Annotated in this window: 21 protein-coding genes; 8 read left to right on the top strand and 13 right to left on the bottom strand. The window is 70.5% G+C overall.

What is annotated here, in order from left to right:
* Positions 1–68: 68 nt before the first annotated feature.
* The gene (locus AC0699_RS08220; protein WP_478657159.1) at positions 69–944 is read right to left on the bottom strand and encodes an alkaline phosphatase D family protein; all 876 of its coding nucleotides are present in this window, start codon (positions 942–944) and stop codon (positions 69–71) included.
* A 281-nt stretch (positions 945–1225) separates the two neighbouring features.
* On the bottom strand, positions 1226–2302 hold the full coding sequence (locus tag AC0699_RS08215; protein ID WP_478657157.1) for a zinc-binding dehydrogenase: 1077 nt from the start codon (positions 2300–2302) through the stop codon (positions 1226–1228).
* A gap of 184 nt (positions 2303–2486) precedes the next feature.
* Here AC0699_RS08215 and AC0699_RS08210 point away from each other — a divergent pair, with 184 nt between their 5' ends.
* Positions 2487–3215 carry a GntR family transcriptional regulator gene (locus tag AC0699_RS08210; protein WP_478657155.1) on the top strand — a complete coding sequence of 243 codons (729 nt, stop codon included), beginning with the start codon at positions 2487–2489 and terminating at the stop codon, positions 3213–3215.
* Between the two features lie 229 nt (positions 3216–3444).
* Here the strand turns inward: AC0699_RS08210 and AC0699_RS08205 are convergent, their stop codons facing one another.
* The 8 genes from AC0699_RS08205 to AC0699_RS08170 form a co-directional block, all read right to left on the bottom strand.
* Complete coding sequence (locus AC0699_RS08205) at positions 3445–4101, bottom strand: hypothetical protein (RefSeq protein ID WP_478657152.1); 657 nt, start codon at positions 4099–4101, stop codon at positions 3445–3447.
* Positions 4098–4598: a DUF6114 domain-containing protein gene (locus tag AC0699_RS08200; RefSeq protein ID WP_478657149.1), complete on the bottom strand. Its 501-nt coding sequence runs from the start codon at positions 4596–4598 to the stop codon at positions 4098–4100. The genes AC0699_RS08205 and AC0699_RS08200 overlap by 4 nt, the downstream gene beginning before the upstream one ends.
* Positions 4589–5197 (bottom strand): DUF6230 family protein, encoded by a 609-nt coding sequence (locus AC0699_RS08195; RefSeq protein ID WP_478657147.1) that lies wholly within the window; start codon positions 5195–5197, stop codon positions 4589–4591. Before AC0699_RS08195 ends, AC0699_RS08200 begins: the two co-directional genes overlap by 10 nt.
* 183 nt (positions 5198–5380) lie before the next feature.
* Positions 5381–6142 carry a MerR family transcriptional regulator gene (locus tag AC0699_RS08190; RefSeq protein WP_478657145.1) on the bottom strand — a complete coding sequence of 254 codons (762 nt, stop codon included), beginning with the start codon at positions 6140–6142 and terminating at the stop codon, positions 5381–5383.
* Positions 6143–6344: 202 nt separating this feature from the next.
* On the bottom strand, positions 6345–6581 hold the full coding sequence (locus AC0699_RS08185) for a transposase (protein ID WP_478657142.1): 237 nt from the start codon (positions 6579–6581) through the stop codon (positions 6345–6347).
* A gap of 108 nt (positions 6582–6689) precedes the next feature.
* Positions 6690–7310: a LysE family transporter gene (locus AC0699_RS08180; RefSeq protein WP_478657139.1), complete on the bottom strand. Its 621-nt coding sequence runs from the start codon at positions 7308–7310 to the stop codon at positions 6690–6692.
* 37 nt (positions 7311–7347) lie between these two features.
* The gene (locus AC0699_RS08175; protein WP_478657137.1) at positions 7348–8163 is read right to left on the bottom strand and encodes a helix-turn-helix domain-containing protein; all 816 of its coding nucleotides are present in this window, start codon (positions 8161–8163) and stop codon (positions 7348–7350) included.
* 222 nt (positions 8164–8385) lie between these two features.
* Positions 8386–9033, bottom strand: a complete 648-nt coding sequence (locus AC0699_RS08170) for a GAP family protein (protein WP_478657133.1) — start codon at positions 9031–9033, stop codon at positions 8386–8388.
* A 457-nt stretch (positions 9034–9490) separates the two neighbouring features.
* Between AC0699_RS08170 and AC0699_RS08165 the strand changes: the two genes are divergently transcribed.
* Positions 9491–10711: a cytochrome P450 family protein gene (locus tag AC0699_RS08165; RefSeq protein ID WP_478657131.1), complete on the top strand. Its 1221-nt coding sequence runs from the start codon at positions 9491–9493 to the stop codon at positions 10709–10711.
* 22 nt (positions 10712–10733) lie between these two features.
* On the opposite strand, the gene AC0699_RS08160 is transcribed toward AC0699_RS08165, so the two are convergent.
* Complete coding sequence (locus AC0699_RS08160; protein ID WP_478657128.1) at positions 10734–11312, bottom strand: TetR/AcrR family transcriptional regulator; 579 nt, start codon at positions 11310–11312, stop codon at positions 10734–10736.
* A 90-nt stretch (positions 11313–11402) separates the two neighbouring features.
* Positions 11403–12281: an SDR family NAD(P)-dependent oxidoreductase gene (locus AC0699_RS08155; RefSeq protein WP_478657126.1), complete on the bottom strand. Its 879-nt coding sequence runs from the start codon at positions 12279–12281 to the stop codon at positions 11403–11405.
* A 291-nt stretch (positions 12282–12572) separates the two neighbouring features.
* Here AC0699_RS08155 and AC0699_RS08150 point away from each other — a divergent pair, with 291 nt between their 5' ends.
* Positions 12573–12905, top strand: a complete 333-nt coding sequence (locus AC0699_RS08150; RefSeq protein ID WP_478657228.1) for an SCO0607 family lipoprotein — start codon at positions 12573–12575, stop codon at positions 12903–12905.
* Between the two features lie 102 nt (positions 12906–13007).
* On the opposite strand, the gene AC0699_RS08145 is transcribed toward AC0699_RS08150, so the two are convergent.
* Positions 13008–15239: an MMPL family transporter gene (locus AC0699_RS08145; protein ID WP_478657124.1), complete on the bottom strand. Its 2232-nt coding sequence runs from the start codon at positions 15237–15239 to the stop codon at positions 13008–13010.
* 289 nt (positions 15240–15528) lie between these two features.
* On the opposite strand from AC0699_RS08145, the gene AC0699_RS08140 reads away from it, so the two are divergent.
* The 5 genes from AC0699_RS08140 (at position 15529) to AC0699_RS08120 (ending at position 20729) form a co-directional block, all read left to right on the top strand.
* Positions 15529–16740 (top strand): sensor histidine kinase, encoded by a 1212-nt coding sequence (locus tag AC0699_RS08140; protein ID WP_478657122.1) that lies wholly within the window; start codon positions 15529–15531, stop codon positions 16738–16740.
* Complete coding sequence (locus AC0699_RS08135) at positions 16737–17414, top strand: response regulator (RefSeq protein ID WP_478657120.1); 678 nt, start codon at positions 16737–16739, stop codon at positions 17412–17414. The genes AC0699_RS08140 and AC0699_RS08135 overlap by 4 nt, the downstream gene beginning before the upstream one ends.
* 265 nt (positions 17415–17679) lie before the next feature.
* The gene (locus AC0699_RS08130; RefSeq protein WP_478657226.1) at positions 17680–18492 is read left to right on the top strand and encodes a maleylpyruvate isomerase family mycothiol-dependent enzyme; all 813 of its coding nucleotides are present in this window, start codon (positions 17680–17682) and stop codon (positions 18490–18492) included.
* Between the two features lie 154 nt (positions 18493–18646).
* Positions 18647–19933 (top strand): Gfo/Idh/MocA family protein, encoded by a 1287-nt coding sequence (locus tag AC0699_RS08125; protein ID WP_478657118.1) that lies wholly within the window; start codon positions 18647–18649, stop codon positions 19931–19933.
* Between the two features lie 31 nt (positions 19934–19964).
* Entirely contained in the window at positions 19965–20729 is a 765-nt protein-coding gene (locus AC0699_RS08120; RefSeq protein ID WP_478657116.1) for a hypothetical protein, read from the top strand.
* Positions 20730–20733: the final 4 nt, after the last annotated feature.

Here is a 20733-nt window from a genome sequence, read left to right as displayed (position 1 = left end):
GACGGCGGGTGGAACGCCGGCTCAGCGCCGATGACCGCGGCGCCCGCCGTGGCCGCGCTCGCGCCGTCTCAGGGCCGGCCCTTGCCGGCGTTCCGGGCACGCCTGGGGTAGTCGGTGTGTCCCAGCTCCGCCGCGGTGCGGGTCACCTCGAAGAGGCGCCTGCCGTCCCGGTTGATCCAGGCCGCGGTCAGGGTGGGCATGTCGAGCGTGGTGTCGGCGACCAGCTTCAGGAAGACGTGCGGCTCGACCGCGCTGTGCACCAGGAAGGGGCTGGGCACGTTGAGGCTGGGGATCGTGCTGTTGTGCAAGGGGCTGACGATGAACTGCCACAGGTCGTAGCCCACGCGCGGGCCGTAGTTCAGGGCGCGGGAGACATGGATGTCACCGCCGATCAGGAAGCACCCCGGGATCCGCTCGGTGGCGATGAAGTCGTAGATCGCGTCGCGCTCGTGGGCGTAGGTGCCCCAGTCGTCGGACTCGCCGTTCTGCTTGTCGTCCCAGATCATGCCGGTGGCGATGGCCTTGAAGGGGGCGGTGCTCCCCGCCAGCCGCTCGCGCAGCCAGTTCCATTGCACCGTGCCGAGACAGGTCGTCCTGGCGGGGTCGGCCCAACTCGGCGCGGTCCGGCTGAACCAGCGCGGATCGAGCAGGAAGACCTCGATCGGGCCGCGCCGGAAGGATGTATAGATACCCTCGCCGTCCTCGCGCTCGGTGAGGATCCTGCCGTCGGCGGTCTGCCCGAAGCTCGCGTTGGCGCGGTAGTTGACGAAGGCCGTGCGGTTGTGGCGTTTGCTCGCGTAGTCGCCGTGCTTGTCGTTGCCGCCGAAGCCGTGGTCGTCCCACGTGGCCCAGACGGGCATGGAGCGGATCATCTCCGAGATCTCCGGCTGCACCAGGAACGTGCGGTGCTTCTTGCGCGCCGGCTTCAGGTCGGGGGTGTCCACGTACGGTGTGTCGCCGAGCCCTTGTCTGCCATCTCTTCTCCTCCTGAACGTCGCGCCCTCGCCCGCGCACGGCGGGCGGGCAGGGGCGGCGAACGATGGTCGGGTGTGAGGGGTGCGAAGAGACGGTTGCAGGCAGCGGGGCCACGCGCAATGGCATGTATTGACAAGTCATGCATCGTTCATGTGCTCATGGCGTCCCGGTGTTCCATGTTCGTTGGCTTGTCAGGCCAAGCGCGGTCTTCAGGGCCGATGCGACGCAACGATCCATGGCCGTTCCCGCGTCACCGCACGGTCGGCAGAACGGCCTGGCGGGGAGCCGCCGCGTGACGGGCGGCCTCGACCGCGGCGTCGATCGCTTCGAGCGGATAGGCGCCGCTGACCAGGCCGGCGAACGGGTGGCTGCGATGCTGCTCGGCCAGGAAGGCCACGGCCGTCTGCAGGTCGGCGGGGCGGTAGTTGTGCACCCCCGTGACCGTGCGCAGCCCGCGCACCAGCCATTCGGGGTCGAGCGGGACGGACCCCTCCGGTGAGACGGAACCCGCCAGCACGACGGTGCCGCCGGTGTCGAGGGAGGCGAGGCAGGACCGCACCGCCTCCGGGCGACCGGAGAACTCCAGGGCGACGTCGACGCAGTCCGCCGGTTCGTGGACGCCCAGGACGCGTGCGGCGCCGAACTGTCCGGCCTGCGTCCGGCGCTCGGGGGACGGGTCGACAGCGGTCACGTGCGCCCCGGCCCGTGCGGCCATGGCCACCGCCGTGAGGCCGAGCATGCCCGCCCCCGTCACCAGTACCCGTCGTCCCCCGAGAGGGCCCGCGGCCTTGACGACGGCGGCGACGGTGGCCGTGGCGCAGGAGGCCGGGCCGGCCACCGCGTCCGGCAGTCCGTCGGGTACGGCGACGACGGCCGTGCCCGGCAGCAGCACACAGTGGGTGGCGAACCCACCGGTCAGCGGGGCGCGCTCGTCGAGCGGCTCGTGCCCGTACTTGCGCAGGTGCCGGCATTTCTGGGGCCTACCGCGCCGGCAGCGGTCGCAGGACCCGCACGAGGCCGTGACCGACCAGACCACGCGCAGGCCGGGCACCACCGGTGTGCCGTCCACGCATGCCGGGGCATCGGGGCCGACGGCGACGACGGTGCCCACTTGCTCGTGTCCCAGTACCGAGGGAGCCGGCGACGGCCTGCGTCCGCTCACCGTGTGCAGATCGCTGCCGCACACCGTGGCCAGATCGATGCGCACCAGCACCTCTCCCGGGCCGGGCAGCCCCGGTGTGGCGGTGCGGACCAGCGAGAACGGCCGGCCGACGCCGTCCCAGCGGGCGTAGCGAACGTCAATGAGAGCTTCCGAGGTCACCGGCATCACACGCCCAACCTGTCATTGTCACAGTCGATGGATCACTAACATATATAGACAAGAATTGAGCGAGGGTGGCATGAAGGTGCGGAACTTTAGGTGAACACCAGGCGTAAATGCAGGGGGGACCGCCCCAGTGGCAGTGCAGCGCGGGCAGCGGGCCACAACTCAAACCTGTAAGGTCAAGTCCATGGCCTCCCCACTGCACCGCTCCATCGCGGGCGAGCTCCGCCATCGCATTCGCTCCGGAGCCCTCCGGGTCGGCGAGTTCCTTCCGTCCGAGGCGCAGCTCTGCGAAGAGTTCTCGGCATCACGTGGCCCGGTCCGCCAGGCGCTCGCCGCGCTGCGGGACGAGGGGCTCATCGGCGGTGGACAGGGCAAGCGGGCCGTGGTGCTGGACGCCGTGCCGAGCCAGCCGTTCGAGTCCTTCCTGTCCTTCACCCGGCGTGCGGAACTGACCGGCTACACACCGGGCCAGAGGCTCCAGGAGATCGCGCTGCGCCGCCCCGAGCCGGAGATCGGCGCGGCCCTCCAGATCGACCCCGACGACCTCGCCGTCCAACTCGTCCGGCTGAGACTGCTCGACGGGCGGCCGGCGATGCTGGAACGGATGACGTACGTCGAAGCCGTCGGTCGCCCGCTGATCTCCGCGGACCTGGACGCCGGTTCGATCTACGCCCTGCTCACCGAGCAGGGCGTGGACCTGCACTCGGCCCGGCACACCTTCGACGCCATCCCCGCGGATCCGCTCGACGCCGAGCTCCTCGAAGTCCCCGAGGGCACCCCGCTGTTGCGGGAGCGGCGCCTGACCACCGACTCCCAGGGCACGCCCATCGAGTGGTCCGACGACCGCTACCGCTCGGACATCGCGACGGTGACCGTGACCAATACGCGAAGCTCCCGCACCGCCATGCTCTGAGGGCGGGGCCCTCGCGACGCCCCTTCAACGGCGACGTCTTCTTCCACAGGAGCGGCTGAACGCCCTGACAGCGCCCCGGCGCGGGGGCGACGTTCACCGTCCGGCTGCCCCTCGGATCGGACCGGAGTGGCCGGACAGCCTGCCGGCGTGACGACGGGGGAAGGCGGCCCACCTGCGATGCACGACATCGGTCCGGCCGCCTTCTCCCTGCCACTCTCTCTCCTGCCAACTACGGGGTGACGGTGATCTGCTCGGCCGGGTCGGTGGTGTCCGCGACCGTGTAGACGGCGTTGAAGGTGGAGCTCGTCGTGCTGGTCGGGCAGCCGAACCCTCCGGTGATCCTGACCGGGACCGAGGCGTTGGTGAAGGTCAGGGAGGGCGGGGTGCCGTTGGCCCAGGCGCCGGGGACGCTCGCCGCGGCGGTCGGCGCGGCGACGACCGTACAGGTCGCCAGACCGGTCGTCTTGACCACGAGGCCGCCCGTCGGGACGGTCATGGTGGCCGTGACCGGTGTCCCGTTCTGCATGGAGACCGTCCACGCGCCGCTGGTGGTGACGGTCGGGGTCACGCCCGGCATGCTCGAGGTACAGGAGCTGTACGTCGGGGCGGATATCGGGGAAGAGACCGGGCCTGCCGGGTTGTGGTTGCCGGGGGCGGCCGGGACGGTGCCCGTGGCCACGGAGACCGAGCAGGTCACGGTGACCGAGCCGGCCTTGAGGGTGGCCTTGCCGCTCAATGTGGCCGTGAAGGCGTGGCCGGCCGGGGTGACGGTGGTCGAGTCGGCTGCCCGTAACGGTAAGGGCGCGGCGGTCGCGGAGACGGCGCCGAGGGCCAGCGCGCCGGCGGCGGCGAGGCCGAGGGCGAGCGTGGTGGGTGTGCGGCTCATGGCTGTGCTCCTTGGGGATCGGAGAGCGGTGCGGGGGAGGGAGAGTCGTGCGGTGCGGGGGAGGGGTTGTCGTGCGGTGCGGGCGGAGCGGATTCCGCGGTGCTGCCGGATCCGGCAGAGTTGCCGGCCTCGGCGGACTTAGACGTGCGCGGTTCCCAGGCGAACATGAGGCCGCCGCCGAGGATGCCGAGCAGGGTTCCGATGAGGAATCCGCCGAGGTTCGACAACACCAGCGCGGCGGTGGCGATGAGCGTGGTGACGACTCCGGCGAGTGTGCGGTAGTGGGGGGCGAGCCAGACGGAGACGCCGAGCACGATCATGACGAGGCCCATCAGGACGGACGGGATCCCCGCCACGCCCTGAGTGAGCATGACCTTCAGCGGGGCGAGCGGCAGGGCGCAGATCTCGGCCCCGGCGAGGACGGCGGCGAGTCCGCCCCAGAACGGCCGGCTGCGGCGCCACCGCCGGAACCGCGTCCGGCAGGGGCTCAGAAGCATTCCTTCTTGCCCTTGCTGATCTTCATGGTCAGGCCGGAGAGCGTGAAGGTGCCGGCGTTGGTGGCCCACGCCGTCTGCCGCAGATCGGCGATGCGGACGGTGTCGGCCTGCTGGGCGAACAGGTCCTGCATGCCCTGGGCGTCGGTCGGGCCCTTGTCCAGGGTGGAGGCGTCGCGGCCGATCTCGATGTTCGTGAAGGTCGCGTTGCCGGAGAGCTGGGTGGCGTCGACGAAGAGGTTCGTCGCCTCGACCGGGGTCTTCCGGCCTGCGGTCAGGTTGAGCGAGACGTCGCCGATCAGCGGAAGCGAGGTGACCACCGACTGGCAGAGGCTGTTGAGCCTGGCCTGCTTGATGGCGGTGACCGCCACCGGGATGAGTTCGTCCCGGGCGTTGACGTCGACGCTGCCGTACTGGACGAAGCCGTCGCCGGTCAGGCTCTGGGCGGAGACCTTGAACTGCTGGCCCGAGACGGCGAAGGAGGCGGCGATCGCTCCTTGGGCGAGAGCGATGCCGAGGCCGGCGGTGACGGCGACGGCCGGGACCGTCAGGACGGCGAAGCGCCGCCATCTCACGCTGCCGCCGTCTAAGTCGTGTTTCATGACAGATCCCCCTTGGGTGGGGTGGAGTGGGGGTGGGTTCGGTGCGATCCGTGTCGCTGTGCTGTGATCCGGTGCGACCGGGTCGCGATTGATCGTTACTCACCGGTATGACCGTGGGGTTGAATGTAAGAGTGCCAATGGGGGTTGGCAAGGTTGCGCGAACACCCCCTTTAGGCCAAGTCCCTACTGCTCCGTACGCAGCAGCGCGGCGACTTCCGCCTCCACCCTCCGAGCCATCGCCCGCGCGAATTCCGCGGCCACGACCTCGCCCGCCACCGGGCGCAGCGCCGCTGCAGCCTCCGCGACGTGGTCCAACTGCTCGGCCGAAAGCTGCTCCAGCTTCTCGGGGCCGATCACATGCCGCCGGAACAGCTCGACGAACCGGTCCGCGAGCGCCGCCGCTTGGGTCTGGACGAAGTCCCCCGCGTCCAGGATCTCCGCGAGCGGCACCCCCTGCCGCACGAGCGCCAGCGTCGCGTCCAGCAGCCGTCGGCTCGGGAAGGTGACGGTGTCCCCGTCGACCCGTACGTACTCCAGCGCGGCGGCCCGTCGCGTGTCCTGGGGGGTAGCCGCCGGGCCGAACATCTTCCGCAGCTCGGCGAGGTTCATCGTGACGGGCACCTCCTGAACCCAGTCGCGGGTCATCTCCCGCTCCAGCCCGAGGAGTTGGGCGATGCCGCCGCCCTGCTCCCACGCTGCCAGCAGCTCCGCGATGCCGTTCACCGTGTAGCCGCGGCCGAGGAGGTCGTCGATCAGCCGCAGCCGGGCCAGGTGATCGTCGGAGTACCAGGCGATCCGGCCCTCCCGGCGAGGTGGGGGCAGCAGTCCGCGCTCCTGGTAGTAGCGCAGATTGCGGACTTTCACGCCGGCCGCTCGGGCCAGTTCCTCCCGGCGGTATTGCGCCCCGGCCGCTGCTTCTGGTTCACCCGCCGCTTCGCTGCTCACGGGCCCGAGCCTAGGCCCTGTCCGGGCGATCTTGTCGGGGCCGCGACGACAACTACGGCACCTCGCTGCGTCGTCGGAGTCGCCCAAGTACGTCCAGTACGAGGGCGATCCTCCGCCTTGCGATGCACCGCATCTGACGCCGCGGCCTGTTCCTCGAAGATCGCCCGGACAGGGCCTAGAGGGTGTCTGCAAATGATCTTGGTTAATGGATCACGAGGGCGTGATACGTCGCCATGAACTGACCGTACAGCTGCCCAAGAACTGACCCGAGCCCGAAGTCGGCGGGCACCGAGCGCCACTTGACCCTGCTGCCGACGACGTAACGCCCTGCGTCGAGCATCTGCAGGTGGCAGTAGCTCTCCGGCCTGCCGCGCCGCCCCTCCAGCCAGGCCGGTACCGGCAGCAGTACCCGGACCTCGGCCCCCTCCGCATCCGTCATGTCCGACGGATACCGCCGCACCCGATCCCGGTGATCCGCCGCGCTCCCGTACACATGCGAGAGACAATCGCACGACATGGCGGGCCCAACCCGATGACCGGTCTGTCGTCATATGAGTCGGCTCAGCTGGAGAATCGCGAACACCAGCAGGGAGACACCGCAGCAGGCTTCGAGGACGCGTACGGCCAGCGGTGGCAGCGCCCTGCGCAGTACCACGATGAGCCCCGCCGCGATCAGGCACCACAGGATTGAGGAGGCCATGAACCCGGCAAAGAAGACGCTCAGCTCCGCCGTGTCGGCCTGACCCAGCACGGCGCTCACCCCGCCGGCAGCGCCCGACCAATAAACGACGTTCCATGGGTTCGCCAGGGACATGCCCGCTCCCACGGCCATGGCCTTGTGGTCCTGTTTGGCGTACGGTTCCGCCGTCGGATACGGCCCCTTCCGCGCGAGCGCGTCGCGTAGGCCCGCCGCCCCCAACCAGGCCAGCAGCAAGCACCCGGCCACGGTGAGCGGCACGCGCAAGGCCGGTACCGCGAACAGCGCCCCCACCCCCGCCAGGCCGAGCACCGCCCAGACGGCGTCGCCCACCAGCGAGCCGACCTGGACCGCGAAGGCAGGGCCGAACCCGCCCCGGATTCCGCGCCGCAGAGACTCGCTGAACACCGCGCCCGGCGCCGCGTTGAACACCAGCCCCAACCACAGAGCCACCATGAAGATCTCAGTCATGCCGGCCACTGTGGCGGGGGCGGGCCGTGCGGTCTTGTCAGATGTTGATCCGAGACAGCCGACGGTACCGGCCCGGTGTGACGGCGTAGGCCGCGGCGAAGTGGCGGTGGAAATGCGCCTGGTCGGCGAAGCCGAGCACGTGTGCGACGTCGGCGACGGGCTCCCCCTTGCGCAGCCGGCGCCGCGCCTCGGCCAACCGGGCCGACAGGTGCCAGGCGTAGGGCGGGGTGCCGGTGGCGCGGGTGAACGTCCGGATCAGATGCTCCCGGGACATCCCGGCCTCATCGGCCAGCTCGGCCAGCCGCGGCGCGCGGGACAGGTCGGTGCGGAGCCGGGCGAGCACCGTGGCGATCCGGGCGTCAGCGGGTTCTGGAGCACGCATGCGCCGCCCTGCGGCCAGGTCGAGCAGCTGCGACAGCACGAGCACGAGCCGCTCCTGGATCAGAACGGCGGATTCGGCGGGCGGAAGGTGTCCGTCCGGTGCCAGCTCGCGGAATGCTCTGGCGGCAGCGAGGAACTCGTCGCGCAGGTGTGGAGAGCGGACGACGGGCCGTTCGAAGTCGACCGGGGCGTCGCCGGTCAGCGACTGCATCACCGCTGGCGGGACGTACCAGCTCACGGCCGCGAAGGACGCGTCGGGCGGGACCTGGGTGGTGCACGACTGGACCTGGCCGGGGTTGTAGACGGTGAACTCGTCCAGGTTCACCTCGAACGAGGTGCGATCCAGCCGGACTCGCTCCAGGCCGCAGAGGTTGACGCTGATCACGTACTCGTCGTGGCTGTGCCTCGGGAAGCCGCCGGACGGGGGACGTACTACCGTAAGCTGACCCGCGGCCCATTCCGTGACATGCATACGCGGAGGGTACGACAGGCAGCAGGTGGGGCCGGATGGGGTCGGTGGGCGTTGAAGTGTCCCGACCTCTATGCACCACCCATCACTTGGTTCATGCTCTGGATGACCTGCTGCGCCGCCGCACCGGGTCCCCGGCTCCCAGAACCATCCCCGGCAGTGCGGCCGCGACCGGACGCGGACCGCACAGGGGCAGGAGCGACCGAGCGAAGGCAGGAGCGGCGCTCAGAGCCTGACGAGTCCTTCGCAGAGCACGAGAACTCCGATGGCGGCGATCACCACGGCCATCACTCCGGCGGCATGGTTCTCCAACCACCGTCTGACCCTGATCAGGGGGACGAGGACCCGCTCGCCCAGCAGCACATGGAGCACCACGGGCAGGGCTACGGTGCTGGCGGCGCACACGGTGAACACCGCGAAGGCCACCACGGCGCTCGTGGTCGGGGGCTCGGCCGACCCGACCGCGAGGCCGGCGGCAGCGGAGAGAAGAAGGATCTTCGGGTTGGCCAGCGACAGCAGCAGCCCGAGCCGGAACGCCCTGGACGGGCTCGCATCGGCGAGAAGCCGCATCCAGCCCGGCGCCGCCCTGCCGTGTCTGGTCAGCCACTGCCGGAGCCCGAAGAGGATCAGGAGCAATCCCAGCACCACTCTGGCCCAGGCGACCCAAGCATGCCCCTCCGCGGGACGCTGAACGAAGGAAGCCAGCACGGCGCACGAGCCCGCAGGCACGACGATCCCGATGACCCAGCCGGTCAGGAAGGCACTGCTGGCCGCTCGGGGCCGGGGGGTGAACTGCATGAAGAGAGCGGGGATGAGGGTGAACGGCGACAAAGCGATTACCGTCGCGAAGAACACGACCTCACCAAATGCCACGGGCACCGCCTTCTGCCGCCTTCGTCGTTCGTGCGTGTACGAACGCCGCCTTGTCCTGTGTGTGCCCACCTGCGCGGGTCGGGGGCTCCGGACGGGAGCCAGGGCGGTTCCCCGAGGATGTCACACGGCTCGGTGGATCCGGCGGCATCGACGGCCCGTGGATTTCCCGGGTTCCCCGGCGTGCGTCGGGGCCGCTGCGCCCCGGCTCTCGAACTGCGCGACAGCCCGTGCCGCGGCGTTCCCCGTGCGCGCAGGCGGTGATTGGCGTCGGCATCCATGGTGGAACGACGTCACAACGCGACGCTGCGTTCGCCGGCTCCTTCGGCGACTGCCACTGCTCAGCAGTCAACCCGTAGCTGTTTGGCCGGATTTGCCGCTACGCATCCGTGCTCGATCGCATATTTTCGCACCTCACCCACCAGATTCGCACTTTGCTCACCACGGGGGCGGACTGTACATGGCAGATACGAAGGGCATCCCGGACGCCAGTGATGTGGTTGACCTCGCAGGTCTCGGCGATGACTTCACCCGCGACCCGTACCCGGTCTACGCGGCGTTGCGCGCCCAGGGCCCGGTGCACCGCGTACGGATGCCCGAGGGAGCGGACGCGTGGCTCGTCGTGGGTCACGAGGCGGGGCGCGCCGCGCTGGCGGATCAGAGCCTGTCCAAGGACTGGTCGAACGCCTCCCCGGACCTCGGTCTGCCGAACATAGCTGCCGGCCGCCACATGCTGAACTCCGATCCGCCGCACCACACCCGGCTGCGCAAGCTGGTCGCGAAGGAGTTCACCCCTGCGCGTGTGCGGGCCCTCGAGCCACGGGTGCAGGAAATCACCGATGGACTTCTGGACGCAGCGCTCGCCGGACCCGGCGGCCGGGCCGACCTGGTCGAAGCGCTGTCCTTCCCGCTGCCCATCGCCGTGATCTGCGAGCTCATCGGCGTTCCGTCCCTGGACCGCGAGGCGTTCCGGGAATGGTCCAACACCGCCCTGACCTCCCGGGACCCGGACGAGCGAGTCGCCACGGCGGCCGCCGCGAGCGAGTACATCGCCGGGTTGATCGCCCGCAAGCAGCGGGAACCGCAGGACGACCTGCTGAGCGCACTCATCCGCGTCACCGACGAGGACGGCGACCGGCTGTCGGCCGGTGAACTGCTGGGCACCGTCTGGCTGCTCCTGGTGGCGGGTCACGAGACCACAGTCAACCTCATCTCCAACGGCGTCCTGGCACTGCTGACCCACCCCGAGCAGCTCGCGGCCCTGCGCGCCGACCCCTCACTGCTGGAGAACGCGGTCGAGGAGATGCTGCGCTACGACGGGCCGGTGGAGACCACGACTTACCGTTTCACCACCAAACCGGTCGACATCGGGGGCACGGTCGTACCGGGCGGCGGGGAACTGGTACTGGTGGCTCTGGCCGATGCCGACCGAGACTCCGCGCGCTTCCCCGGCGCCGAGCGCTTCGACGTCCGTCGAGATGCGCGCGGCCACCTGGCCTTCGGCCACGGCATCCACTACTGCCTGGGTGCGCCGCTGGCACGTCTGGAGGGGCGGGTCGCGATCGGCACCCTGCTGCGACGCTGCCCCGGCCTCGCACTCGACGCCGATCCCGCCACCATCACCTGGCGGGGCGGCATGCTCATCAGGGGACCGGAGCGGCTGCCCGTCCGGCTGCGGTGACAACTGGGCGGCCGACTTTGGATCACGTTGGGCTCTTACGGGTGCGCAAGCCTTCCAGGAGCGCGGTCAGATAGCGGCGAGCCGTCTCGGTGCGGCCGGCGGGAACGCTGTGGACGTTCGCGGCGTAGGCGATTCCACACATGAGCGGGACCAGGTCGTCGGAGGTCAGGTCGGCGCGCACAACCCCGGCGTCGTGAGCCCGTTCGAGCAACTGTCCGCCGACCGACCGTAGGGTCCGCTTCAGTTCGGTGGTGTGCGGAAGCGCGTCCGTGGGCGCGGCGGTGACCGTGGACAGGGAAGCGTCGGTGACCTGCGCTTCGATGGTGTGGGTCAGGAAACCGGAGAGGGCGCGCCAGGGATCGTCATCGGCCAGCGCCTGTTCGCCGTGGGTGGCGAGCGCCTCCAGTGAGGGTGTGGCGACGGTCTCCAGGAGCGCCTCGGCGGTGGGGAAGTGGCGGTAGACGGTGCCAACGCCCAGTCGGGCGCGGCGGGCGACATCGTTGAGCTGCAGCGGTGTGCCTTCGTCCACGAGAGCGCGGGCCACAGCGACGATCCGTTCCCAGTTGCGGGCGGCGTCCTTGCGTAGTGGGGCGGTCGTCATGGGAGAAGCCTATATGGATAGTTCATCCGCCTGAGGAGCCGCTGAGAAGCCGGTCCGCGTTGCGGTCATGCCGACCGGCTTCGGATCTCGTCACCCCGCCGTGCGTGGCGCGAGGCGCTCACTGAGGTGGCGGACGGCTTCGGCGATGCGGGGATCCGTTGCCGAACGGAAGGGGGCGACCGGATGCGCCTGGGGTCCGATGACGACGCCGGTCCGGCCGCTCAGTGAGCCGTCGGTCGCGGCGAAGATCGAGGGCTTGGCCGCCACGGACGCCGGGCCTGAGGTTGAGCGTTCGAACTTCCGCCGGACCAGCGGCCAGAACAGCCGCAGCCCCGGCGAGACGATCTTCGGATCGCGCATGGTGCCGTTGGTCATGTCGGTCGCGGCGCCGCCGGGGTCTGCTGCGAAGACCGAGATGCCCGTGCCGCTGAGCCGGCCGGCGAGCTCCAGTGTGTAGGTGAGGTTGGCGAGCTTGGCGCGGCCGTACCAGTGGAAGCCGTAGTAGCCGCCGGGCGGCTCGACGTCGTCGAAGACGCGCTTGGCGACGCCGATCGCGCCCGAGGTGACGTTCACGATCCGGCTCGGCTCACCGGCTCGCAGCGTGGGCAGCAGCAATTCGGTCAGCAGGTACGGCGAGAGGTGGTTGACGGCGAACGTGGCCTCGATCCCGTCGACCGAGTCCTGCCGGTCCGGGAACATCGCCCCGACGTTGTTGACCAGCACGGTCAGCGGACCGGTGGCGGCGATCCGGTCGGCGAGCGCGCGGACCGCGTCGAGTGAGGCGAGGTCGGCGGCCAGGAACCGGGCGGGATGCGCCGGTGCCGTGGCGTTGATCCGTTCGATCGCGCGGGCACCGCGCTCGGCGTTGCGTCCGACCACGGTGACCGCAAGGCCTGCCGCGGCCAGCCCCAAGGCGGTCTCCAGCCCGATTCCCGCTGTCCCTGCCGTGACCACCGCTGTCCGCTTCATCGCACGACCCGTTCCGTGTATGTGGATAAGTTATCCGGTTGACGTCACCATAGCAGATCCGGATGATCTATCCGGTTTGAGTTCGGGGTTGGGGTTGGGGTTGGGGCTGGGCGAGCCGGAGATCGCAACCGTCAAGATCCCCTGCACCACATGGCGGGACGCCGACGTCCCGCCCCCGGACTGCGGCGTGTTGGGCATCCGCGCCGGCGCTTCTGAGTACGCGTACTCAGGTCTCGGCGGATATCGGCGGCGAGAGTGGGGGCAACCCGACGACTGGAGGCGATCGTGCCCATACCCCGCAGAATCAGCCGACCCGCCGCCTTCCGAACGGGCAGGGTCCGGGCCGTCGCCGCTGCTCTCGCCGGCGCGGCCGCCGTCGTGGCACTCACCGGATGTTCCTTCGAGTACGAGGAGGACATCTGCAGCAGCGGCGAGTACCCCGTCCTGACAGTGAACGGCACCGGTTCGGCGTGCGTCTCGGACGGTAAAGAGCCCCCGGCGGGATTCACGCGATACCCGGAGGGCAAGGTGCCGCAGCAGGTCGACGACGAGTGGGACGTCTACTGGCGTACCCACACGCTCGACAAGGACGGCAACGTCATCGACGCGCCGGACGCGGGCTGACGGGGATCGACGCTGAGGTGACGGCAGCTCAGCTCAAGGACGATTGCCACTGCAGGGCCAAGGGCCACTGCCGCCGACGCCGTGACGCACGGCACTGTCGCGTCAGCTGCTCCCGGGTGCTTCGGTGAGTACCGGGTCAGGCTGGTGCGGGATGTCGGCGCTCTCCATACGGATGCGGGGCAGCCGACGACCGAGCCACTGGGGCAGCCACCAATTCGCCCGCCCCATCAGAGCCATGGCGGCAGGCACGATCAGCATCCTCACGATCGTCGCGTCGAGCATGATCGCGGTTGCCAGGCCCAGGCCCATCATCTTGGCGAGCGGTGAGGGATTGGCGACGAAGCCGAGGAACACCACCATCATGATCAGTGCGGCGGAGGTGATCACACGGCCCGTGGCCGCCATGCCGCGCGCCACCGACTCGGCGTTGTCGCCGATCGCGTCGTACTCCTCACGGACGCGCGAGAGCAGGAACACCTCGTAGTCCATCGACAGGCCGAAGAGGACCGCGAAGAAGATCGTCGGCAGGGGCGAGACGATCGGGAAGGTGTTCTCCAGGCCGAACAGGTCCTTGAGCCAGCCCCACTGGAACACCGCGACCACGACTCCGTAGGCACCGCCGATCGACAGCAGGTTCACCACGGCGGCCTTCAGCGGTACCACGATGGAGCGGAACACCAGCATCAGCAGCAGGAAGGACACCGCCAGGATCGCGCCGATGAAGACCGGCAGGGTGTCGGAGAGTTGCTTGGTGAGGTCCTCGGTCATGGCGGTCAGGCCGGACACGGCGACGTTGTCGGGGACGAGGTCGCGGACGCGCTGGAGGGTCTCGGAGGTCTCGGCGTCGGCGGGGGCGGTGGTGGGCAGCGTGGTCAGCACCACGGTGTCCCCGGCGGGCGACGTCCGGGGCTCGCCGACCATGGCGATGCCGGGGTCGGCTGCGATGCGCCGGGACAGCGCGGGGATGGTACGCGCGTCCGCACCGGGGCTGCGCAGATCGGCGACGATCAGCAGCGGCGCGTTGAAGCCCGGGCCGAAGCCCTCCGCCAGGAGGTCGTAGGCGCGACGGTGGGTGGTGGTGGGCGAGTCGTTGCCCGCGTCGGGGAAGCCCGTCTCCATGCGCCACGCCGGAGCGGCCAGCGTGAGGAGCGCCGTCGTGGCAACGATCAGGTACGGCCATGGCCGCCCCGACACGCGGTGGGCGAAGCGCCACCATGCCGAGTCCTCAGCCCGCTTCACACTGACAGTCCGCTTCTCACGGCCGGCCCGCTTCTTACGGCCGGTCCACTTCACACGGCCGGTCCACTTCACACGGCGCCGGCCCACGCGGCGTCCGGTGTCGATGCGCTCGCCCAGGAGCGACAGCAACGCCGGCAGCAGCGTGAGCGCGGTCGCCACGGCGAAGAGCACGACCAGCGAGGTGCTCAGGCCGATCGAGATCAGGAAGCCCACACCGGTGAGCGCGAGGGCGGCCATCGCCACGACGACGGTGCCGCCGGCGAACAGTACGGCTGCGCCCGACGATCCCATCGCGTTCGCCAGCGCGTTGGGGTCGTCCTGCCCGGCGGAACGGTTCTCGCGGTAGCGGGCCACGATGAACAGGGCGTAGTCGATCCCCACACCCAGGCCGATCATCGCGCCGATCGTCGGCGCCGCGGTGGAGACCTCCATGGTGTTGGCGAGCAGCATGATGCCGCCCAGACCCGCGGCGACCGCCACCAGAGCGAGAGCGATCGGGACCAGTGCGGCCACGACGGTGCCGAACGCGACGACCAGCACGACCAGCGCGGCCAGCAAACCACCTGCCTCCGCACCCGTCGTCTCCGTCTCGGCGTTGATGAAGACGGCATCACCGCCCAGCTCGGCAACGACGCCGTCGCCGCGCGCAGGCTCGATCGCATGGGCCAGGGCCTCGAGTTGCCCGGGATCCACGTCCATCGCGGACACGTCGAAAGCGATCTCGGCGAAGCCGGTACGCCCGTCGGACGACACGGTGCCGGCGGTGAAGGGATCGGTCACCGCGGCGACGTGCTCCACGTCGGCGATCCGGGCGACCGCCGTGTCGACGGCCGCCTGGTGGAGCTCGAGTCGCTCCCCCTCGGGCACGGCGAACACCGCCATGGCGCTGCCGCGTGACGCTTCGGGGAATCGCTCTTCGAGAAGCTCCATCGCCTCCTCGCTCTGACTGCCGGGAGCGACGAGATCGTCGACGAAGGAGCCCCCGACCGTGCCGGCCAGGGGCAGCACAAGGAGAAGGGCGATCGCCCAGGTGGTGATCGTGACCCATGGCCGGCGGGCGCTCGCTGCGCCGATGCGACGGGTGAATCGATTCATGGATGCGCGCTCCTGTGAGACGGCTGCCACCCGTGCGTCTTGGGCACATCGAGGGCAGGAGAGGTGAGCGGCTCCATCGTCGGCGCCGGCAACGGCGCTGTCCCCCGCCGCCGGACGGGTTCGGCGCTCCCGCGGGGAGCGGGGCGAACGAGGGGGCGCCTCCCCCTGGAGGGGGAAGCCGGTGTCCGCCTGCAGGCGGGTGACTGTTGCTCCGACCTGGAAATAGGATGGCCCGCCTGGCGCAGCTGATGGCCTGCGCCGGGGCACCGACGGCTTTCCTGGAGCGAAGATGAACCGCACGGCGCCGCCCTCCGAGACCGCGGGCCGCCGCGTGCCGGGCAGGTTCCGCGGCCCGTTCGCCCGCTGGCCGCGGGTCGCGGACGCCGCCCTCGCGATCGCCGTGTTGTTGATGACGGTGTTCTTGGTGGAGGGACCGGGCGACACGGTCGTCGTCCGCTCGGTCACCGACATCCCGGTCCTTGCCCTGCTGGTCTTCGCGGTGGCCGCCGCGGCGCTCCAACGGCGCCGCCGCCGACCCGACGCGGTCCTGGGTGTGGTGATCGCCGCCTGGGCCCTGACGCTGGGCAGCGGCTACTCCGATCTGGGAGGGTTCGCGCTCATCGCGCTGTACAGCGCCGGGAAGTACGCCGCAGACGCCTGGCGGGGGCGCCTCGGCGTCGTGGCGGCCGTCGCCGTCCTCACCGTCGACGGACTCCTCGACCCCGTCCCCTGGGGGGAGATCGGCTTCGGGGCCCTGGTCATGTTCGGCGTCTGGTACGTCGGTCGACGACTGCGGCTGCGCGCCGAGCGGGCCGAGCAGCTCCGCCGGGAGCAGGCCGCCGAGGCACGGCGGATCGTCGCTGAGGAGCGCACCCACATCGCTCGTGAACTGCACGACGTGGTCGCCCACAGGGTGAGCATGATGACGGTGCAGGCCGGTGCGGCCCGGGTGGTGGCCGCCGACGATCCCCAGGGTGCTGTGGAAGCGATGGCAGCGGTGGAGGAGGCAGGGCGCCAGGCGCTGGACGAGTTGCGGCACTTGCTGGGAGTGCTGCGGCCGGAGGCGGAGCGCGAAGGGCTCGGGCCCCAGCCCCGCCTGGCCGATCTGCCCCGGCTCGTGGAGCAGGTCCGGGAGGCCGGTCTGGAGGTCTCCGTGACCGACAGTGTTCGGGCTCCCCTTCCGGCCCGCGTGGAGCTGTCGGCGTACCGCATCGTCCAGGAGGCTCTGACCAACGTGCTCAAGCACAGCGGACCGCGGACACGCACCGAAGTGCGCCTGAGCAGCGGGACGGGCGGCATCACCGTCGAGGTCGTCGACGACGGCCACGGTGCCGCCGCCCAGTCCATTCCCGGCGCGGCCCGCGGAAACGCGGCAGGCCACGGGATCGTCGGTATGCGGGAGAGGGCGATTCTGCTGGGCGGCAGCCTCGAAGCGGGTCCGCGTCCCGGTGGCGGATTCCGGGTGGCAGCTCATCTGCCCACGGGGGAGGAGCCCGCGTGAGCATCCGTGTCGTCGTCGTCGACGACCAGGCGCTGGTCCGCAGAGGCTTCGCCATGATTCTGCGGATCAACGACGACATCGAGGTCGTGGCCGAGGCCGGGACCGGGCGCGAGGCGATCGAGGCAGCGCGCCGGCATCGTCCTGACGTGATTCTCATGGACATCCGCATGCCCGAGATGGACGGCCTCGAGGCCACCTCCCGGATTCTGGAGGAGGCCGACTGGGTCGTCCGGGTGGTGATCCTGACCACGTTCGACCCGGACGAGTACGTCTACGAGGCACTGCGCGCCGGCGCCAGCGCCTTCGTGCTCAAGGACATCCCTCCGGAACAACTCGCCACCGCTGTGTGCACCGTGGCCGAGGGCGGGGCGCTGCTGGCGCCCTCGATCACTCGGCGCCTCATCGACCAGTTCGCAGGGCGCCGCACCGTCAACACGGCGGTCGCGGGCCGCCTGGGACGGCTCACCGACCGGGAGCGCGAGATTCTGGTGGCTGTCGCTCGGGGGGCCAGCAATTCGGAGATCGCCGAGGAGCTCGTCATCGGGACCGCCACCGTCAAGTCGCACGTGTCGAGCATCCTCACCAAGCTCGGTCTGCGCGATCGCATCCAGATCGTGATCTTCGCGTACGAGAGCGGACTCGTCGAGGCCGGCGACCACGACGTCGGTCACTGACGGGGGCGCTCCCTCGAAGATCGTTGGTGTACCGGCGACGACAGTCGGCCCGGCCCGGCGACAGTCCGAGCCCGGTGCCCGTCCGGGCCCGGCGACGGTCCGGGCCCGGTGCCCGGAGTTTCGTACGGCTTTGCTGGTCAGCCTCTTGTCGCGGCCGCCGTTGCCTGGTCTTGTGTACCGCGGGCGATCACGAACAGGTCCGCCGGCGGGCCGAAAGACATGCATCCCGCGCGATTCGAGGGTGATGAGGAGAAGCGTGGAACCAATGGCCGGGCAGGACGCACGAGGCACTCTGCCCGGCGGACTCGCCGACGCGATACGCGACACCGCCGAGGACATCGCCACGCTGCTGCGCGGGCTCGCGGACACAGCCGTTCCGGTACCCCGCTCGGAGTGGACCGTCGGGGAGGCGGCGGCGCACCTGGCCCAGGCCAACGAGCTGATGGCCGACATCGCGGCGGGGCGCGAGCGCAGCTACGGGGACGGTACGCCGCAGAGCCTGGCGGCGGCCAATGCGCGTGCGCTGGCCGACTTCGACGAGCGTGCGGCCGATCCGCTGGCCGAGATGATCGTGCAGCATGCCGCCGCCTTTCTGAAGGCTGCCGACGAGGGCACGGCGCAGGGCACCGTGACGACGCCGCTGGGCCCGATGGACGTCGCCACGCTGGGCTCGTACCTGCTGACGCACATGCTGGGCCACGGCTACGACCTCGCCCGCGCCCTGGGCCGGCCGCACATGATCGACCGTGCCCGTGTCGAGCTGACGCTGCCCTTCCTCATCGTGGCCATGCCGCGGGTCGTCGATGCCGCTGCCGCACGTCGGCTGAACGCCCGGTTCGCCATCCGCCTGTGGGGCGGGGCCCGCTTCGGCGTCACGCTCACCGACGGCGCGGTGTCCGCCGGCCCGCAGCCGCCGGACCGCCCGGACTGCACGATCCTCACCGAGCCGGTCACGTTCCTGCTGATGGCGCTCGGCCGCTGCGAGCCCTGGGGCGCCATCGCCCGGGGCCGCGCACTCTCCTGGGGCCGCAAACCCTGGCTCGCTCCCCGCTTCCCGGCGCTCTTCGTGGCGCCGTAACCCGACATCCGTATCCGTATCCGTATCCGTATCTGTATCCGCGTCCGCATGCGCAGGCGGACGCGGACGCGGATACAGGCAGTGCGGTGGCGCTCCGTAGGCTCCGGACGGAGAACGCTTCCCGTGAGGCGATCGCCGCCGCTACCGTCGCGGCATGCCACCTGTCACTCTCCTCGTCGTCGGCGCCGGCGACCGTGGTACCGGGTACGCACGATGGGCACTTCAGCACCCTGAGCGCGCGAGGGTCGTGGCCGTCGCCGAGCCCCGCGACGTACGCCGGACCAGGTTCGCGCAAGCGCACGGCATCGCGCCGCAGTACGCGGCGGCCGACTGGAAGGAGCTCCTCGGCCGCGGCAGGATCGCCGACGCAGTGCTGATCTGCACCCCCGACCGTCTGCACGTGGAGCCCGCAGTGGCCTTCGCCGCCCTCGGGTACCACATCATGCTGGAGAAGCCCATGGCCCTGGACGAGAGCTCCTGCAGGGAGATCGTCGAGGCGGTGGAACAGGCCGGAGTCATGCTCGCCGTGGGACACGTGCTGCGCTACACCCCGTACACCCGCGCCCTGAAGCGGATCGTCGACTCCGGCCGGCTCGGCAGGATCATGAGCGTCCAGCACCTGGAACCGGTCGGCTTCTGGCATCAGGCGCACTCCTTCGTACGCGGCAACTGGCGCCGCAGCGACGAGTCGACGTCGATGCTCATGGCGAAGTCGTGCCATGACCTGGACTGGCTGCAGTACGTTCTCGGACGGCCGCCGGCCCGGGTGGCCAGCTTCGGCGGGCTGTCCCACTTCACCCCGGCCAACCGGCCCGCAGGCGCCGCGGACCGCTGCCTCGACTGCACCGTCGAGACCTCCTGCCCGTACTCCGCCAAACGCCTCTACGGCGGCATGCTCGACCGTCGTGAACACCACTGGCCGCTGACCGTCGTCGTCGACGACTGCACCCCCGGGGCACTCGAACAGGCCCTGCGCACCGGCCCGTACGGCCGCTGCGTGTACGCGTGCGACAACGACGTCGTCGACCACCAGGTGGTGTCCATGGAGTTCCCCGGTGGCACGACCGCCACCTTCACCATGACCGCGTTCACCGAACACGCCAACCGCCGCACCCGTATCTTCGGCACCCACGGCGAACTGGCCGGCGACGGCGCGACGCTGCGGGTCTACGACTTCCTCAGCCGCAGCGAGGAGGTCATCACCCCCGACGCATACGGGGCGATGAGCGCCGGCGGTGGCCACGGCGGTGGGGACGCCGGCCTGATGGACGCCTTCGTCGAAGCCGTGGCCACCGGCAATCCGGATCCGATCACGTCCGGTCCGCGGGACTCCCTGGCCGGCCACCTCGCCGTCCTCGCCGCGGAACGCGCACGGCACCGCGGCACGGTCGAGTCCGTCCCCGAGCTCTCGGACACCGCCGGGACGCCGTCCCAGATGTGACGATCTTGCGGTCCGATGCGCTGGAACAATCGTGACCCGCATATCCCTGCGTTCCTGGCTGCTGCTCTCCGTTCCCGTCGTGACCCTCCTGGTGCTCGTGGTGCTGCTGATGAATCCGTCGGCGACGACCCTGTGGCGCCCCGAGTCCGCCGCGGCCGAGCCGCCGAGGGACGTCCCGCTCCCGGGCGGCGGTACGGCCCAGCTGTCGAAGTGCGGGCTGGACGACGGCCCCAGGCCGCGGCCGCTGGGGGAGGGCGAGCGGGACGACGACCCCCAGTTGGTGCTCACCGGCTGGGCCGTCGAGGACCCCGGCCCGAAGCTGCGGGGCAGGCCCACCTTCACCGTCCATGTGAATGTCCGGACCGGCGAGCGGCCCCTGCTGCTCGACGCACCGGTGGCCAAGGGCCGGGTCACGCTCGACCTCTACGGCCCGCACGGTGAAGGCCGTCGCGCCAGCGCCCGCGGACTCTCCGCGACGGTCGTCGACGGCGGTTACCCGGGCAAGCCTGTCGGCGTCCCGCCGTCCGGCAGCTACCGGGTCGCTCCCGGCGAGGAGCTGCTCCTCGACGTGGACGTGCCCGCCGGGGCTGTCTGTCCGGGTCGCACCATGGCGGACGTGATCTCCTGCACGCCCGAGCACACCAACGACGCCGCGGACTGCCCGGTGGTGACCCTCACGCTCTCCGACCCGGCGATCCGCGCGTACCGCGCCGCGCAGGCGGGTGCGGATGACGCCAGGCAGTGGAGCGACCGGCTCGTCGCGGTCTTCCTCGAGCCGGACGTCCGGGACACGTGAGCGC

The sequence above is a fragment of the Streptomyces sp. NPDC043870 genome, from assembly GCF_056435785.1.
The sequence above is the reverse complement of the archived record's forward strand: the minus strand, read 5'-3'. Positions and strand labels throughout refer to the sequence as shown.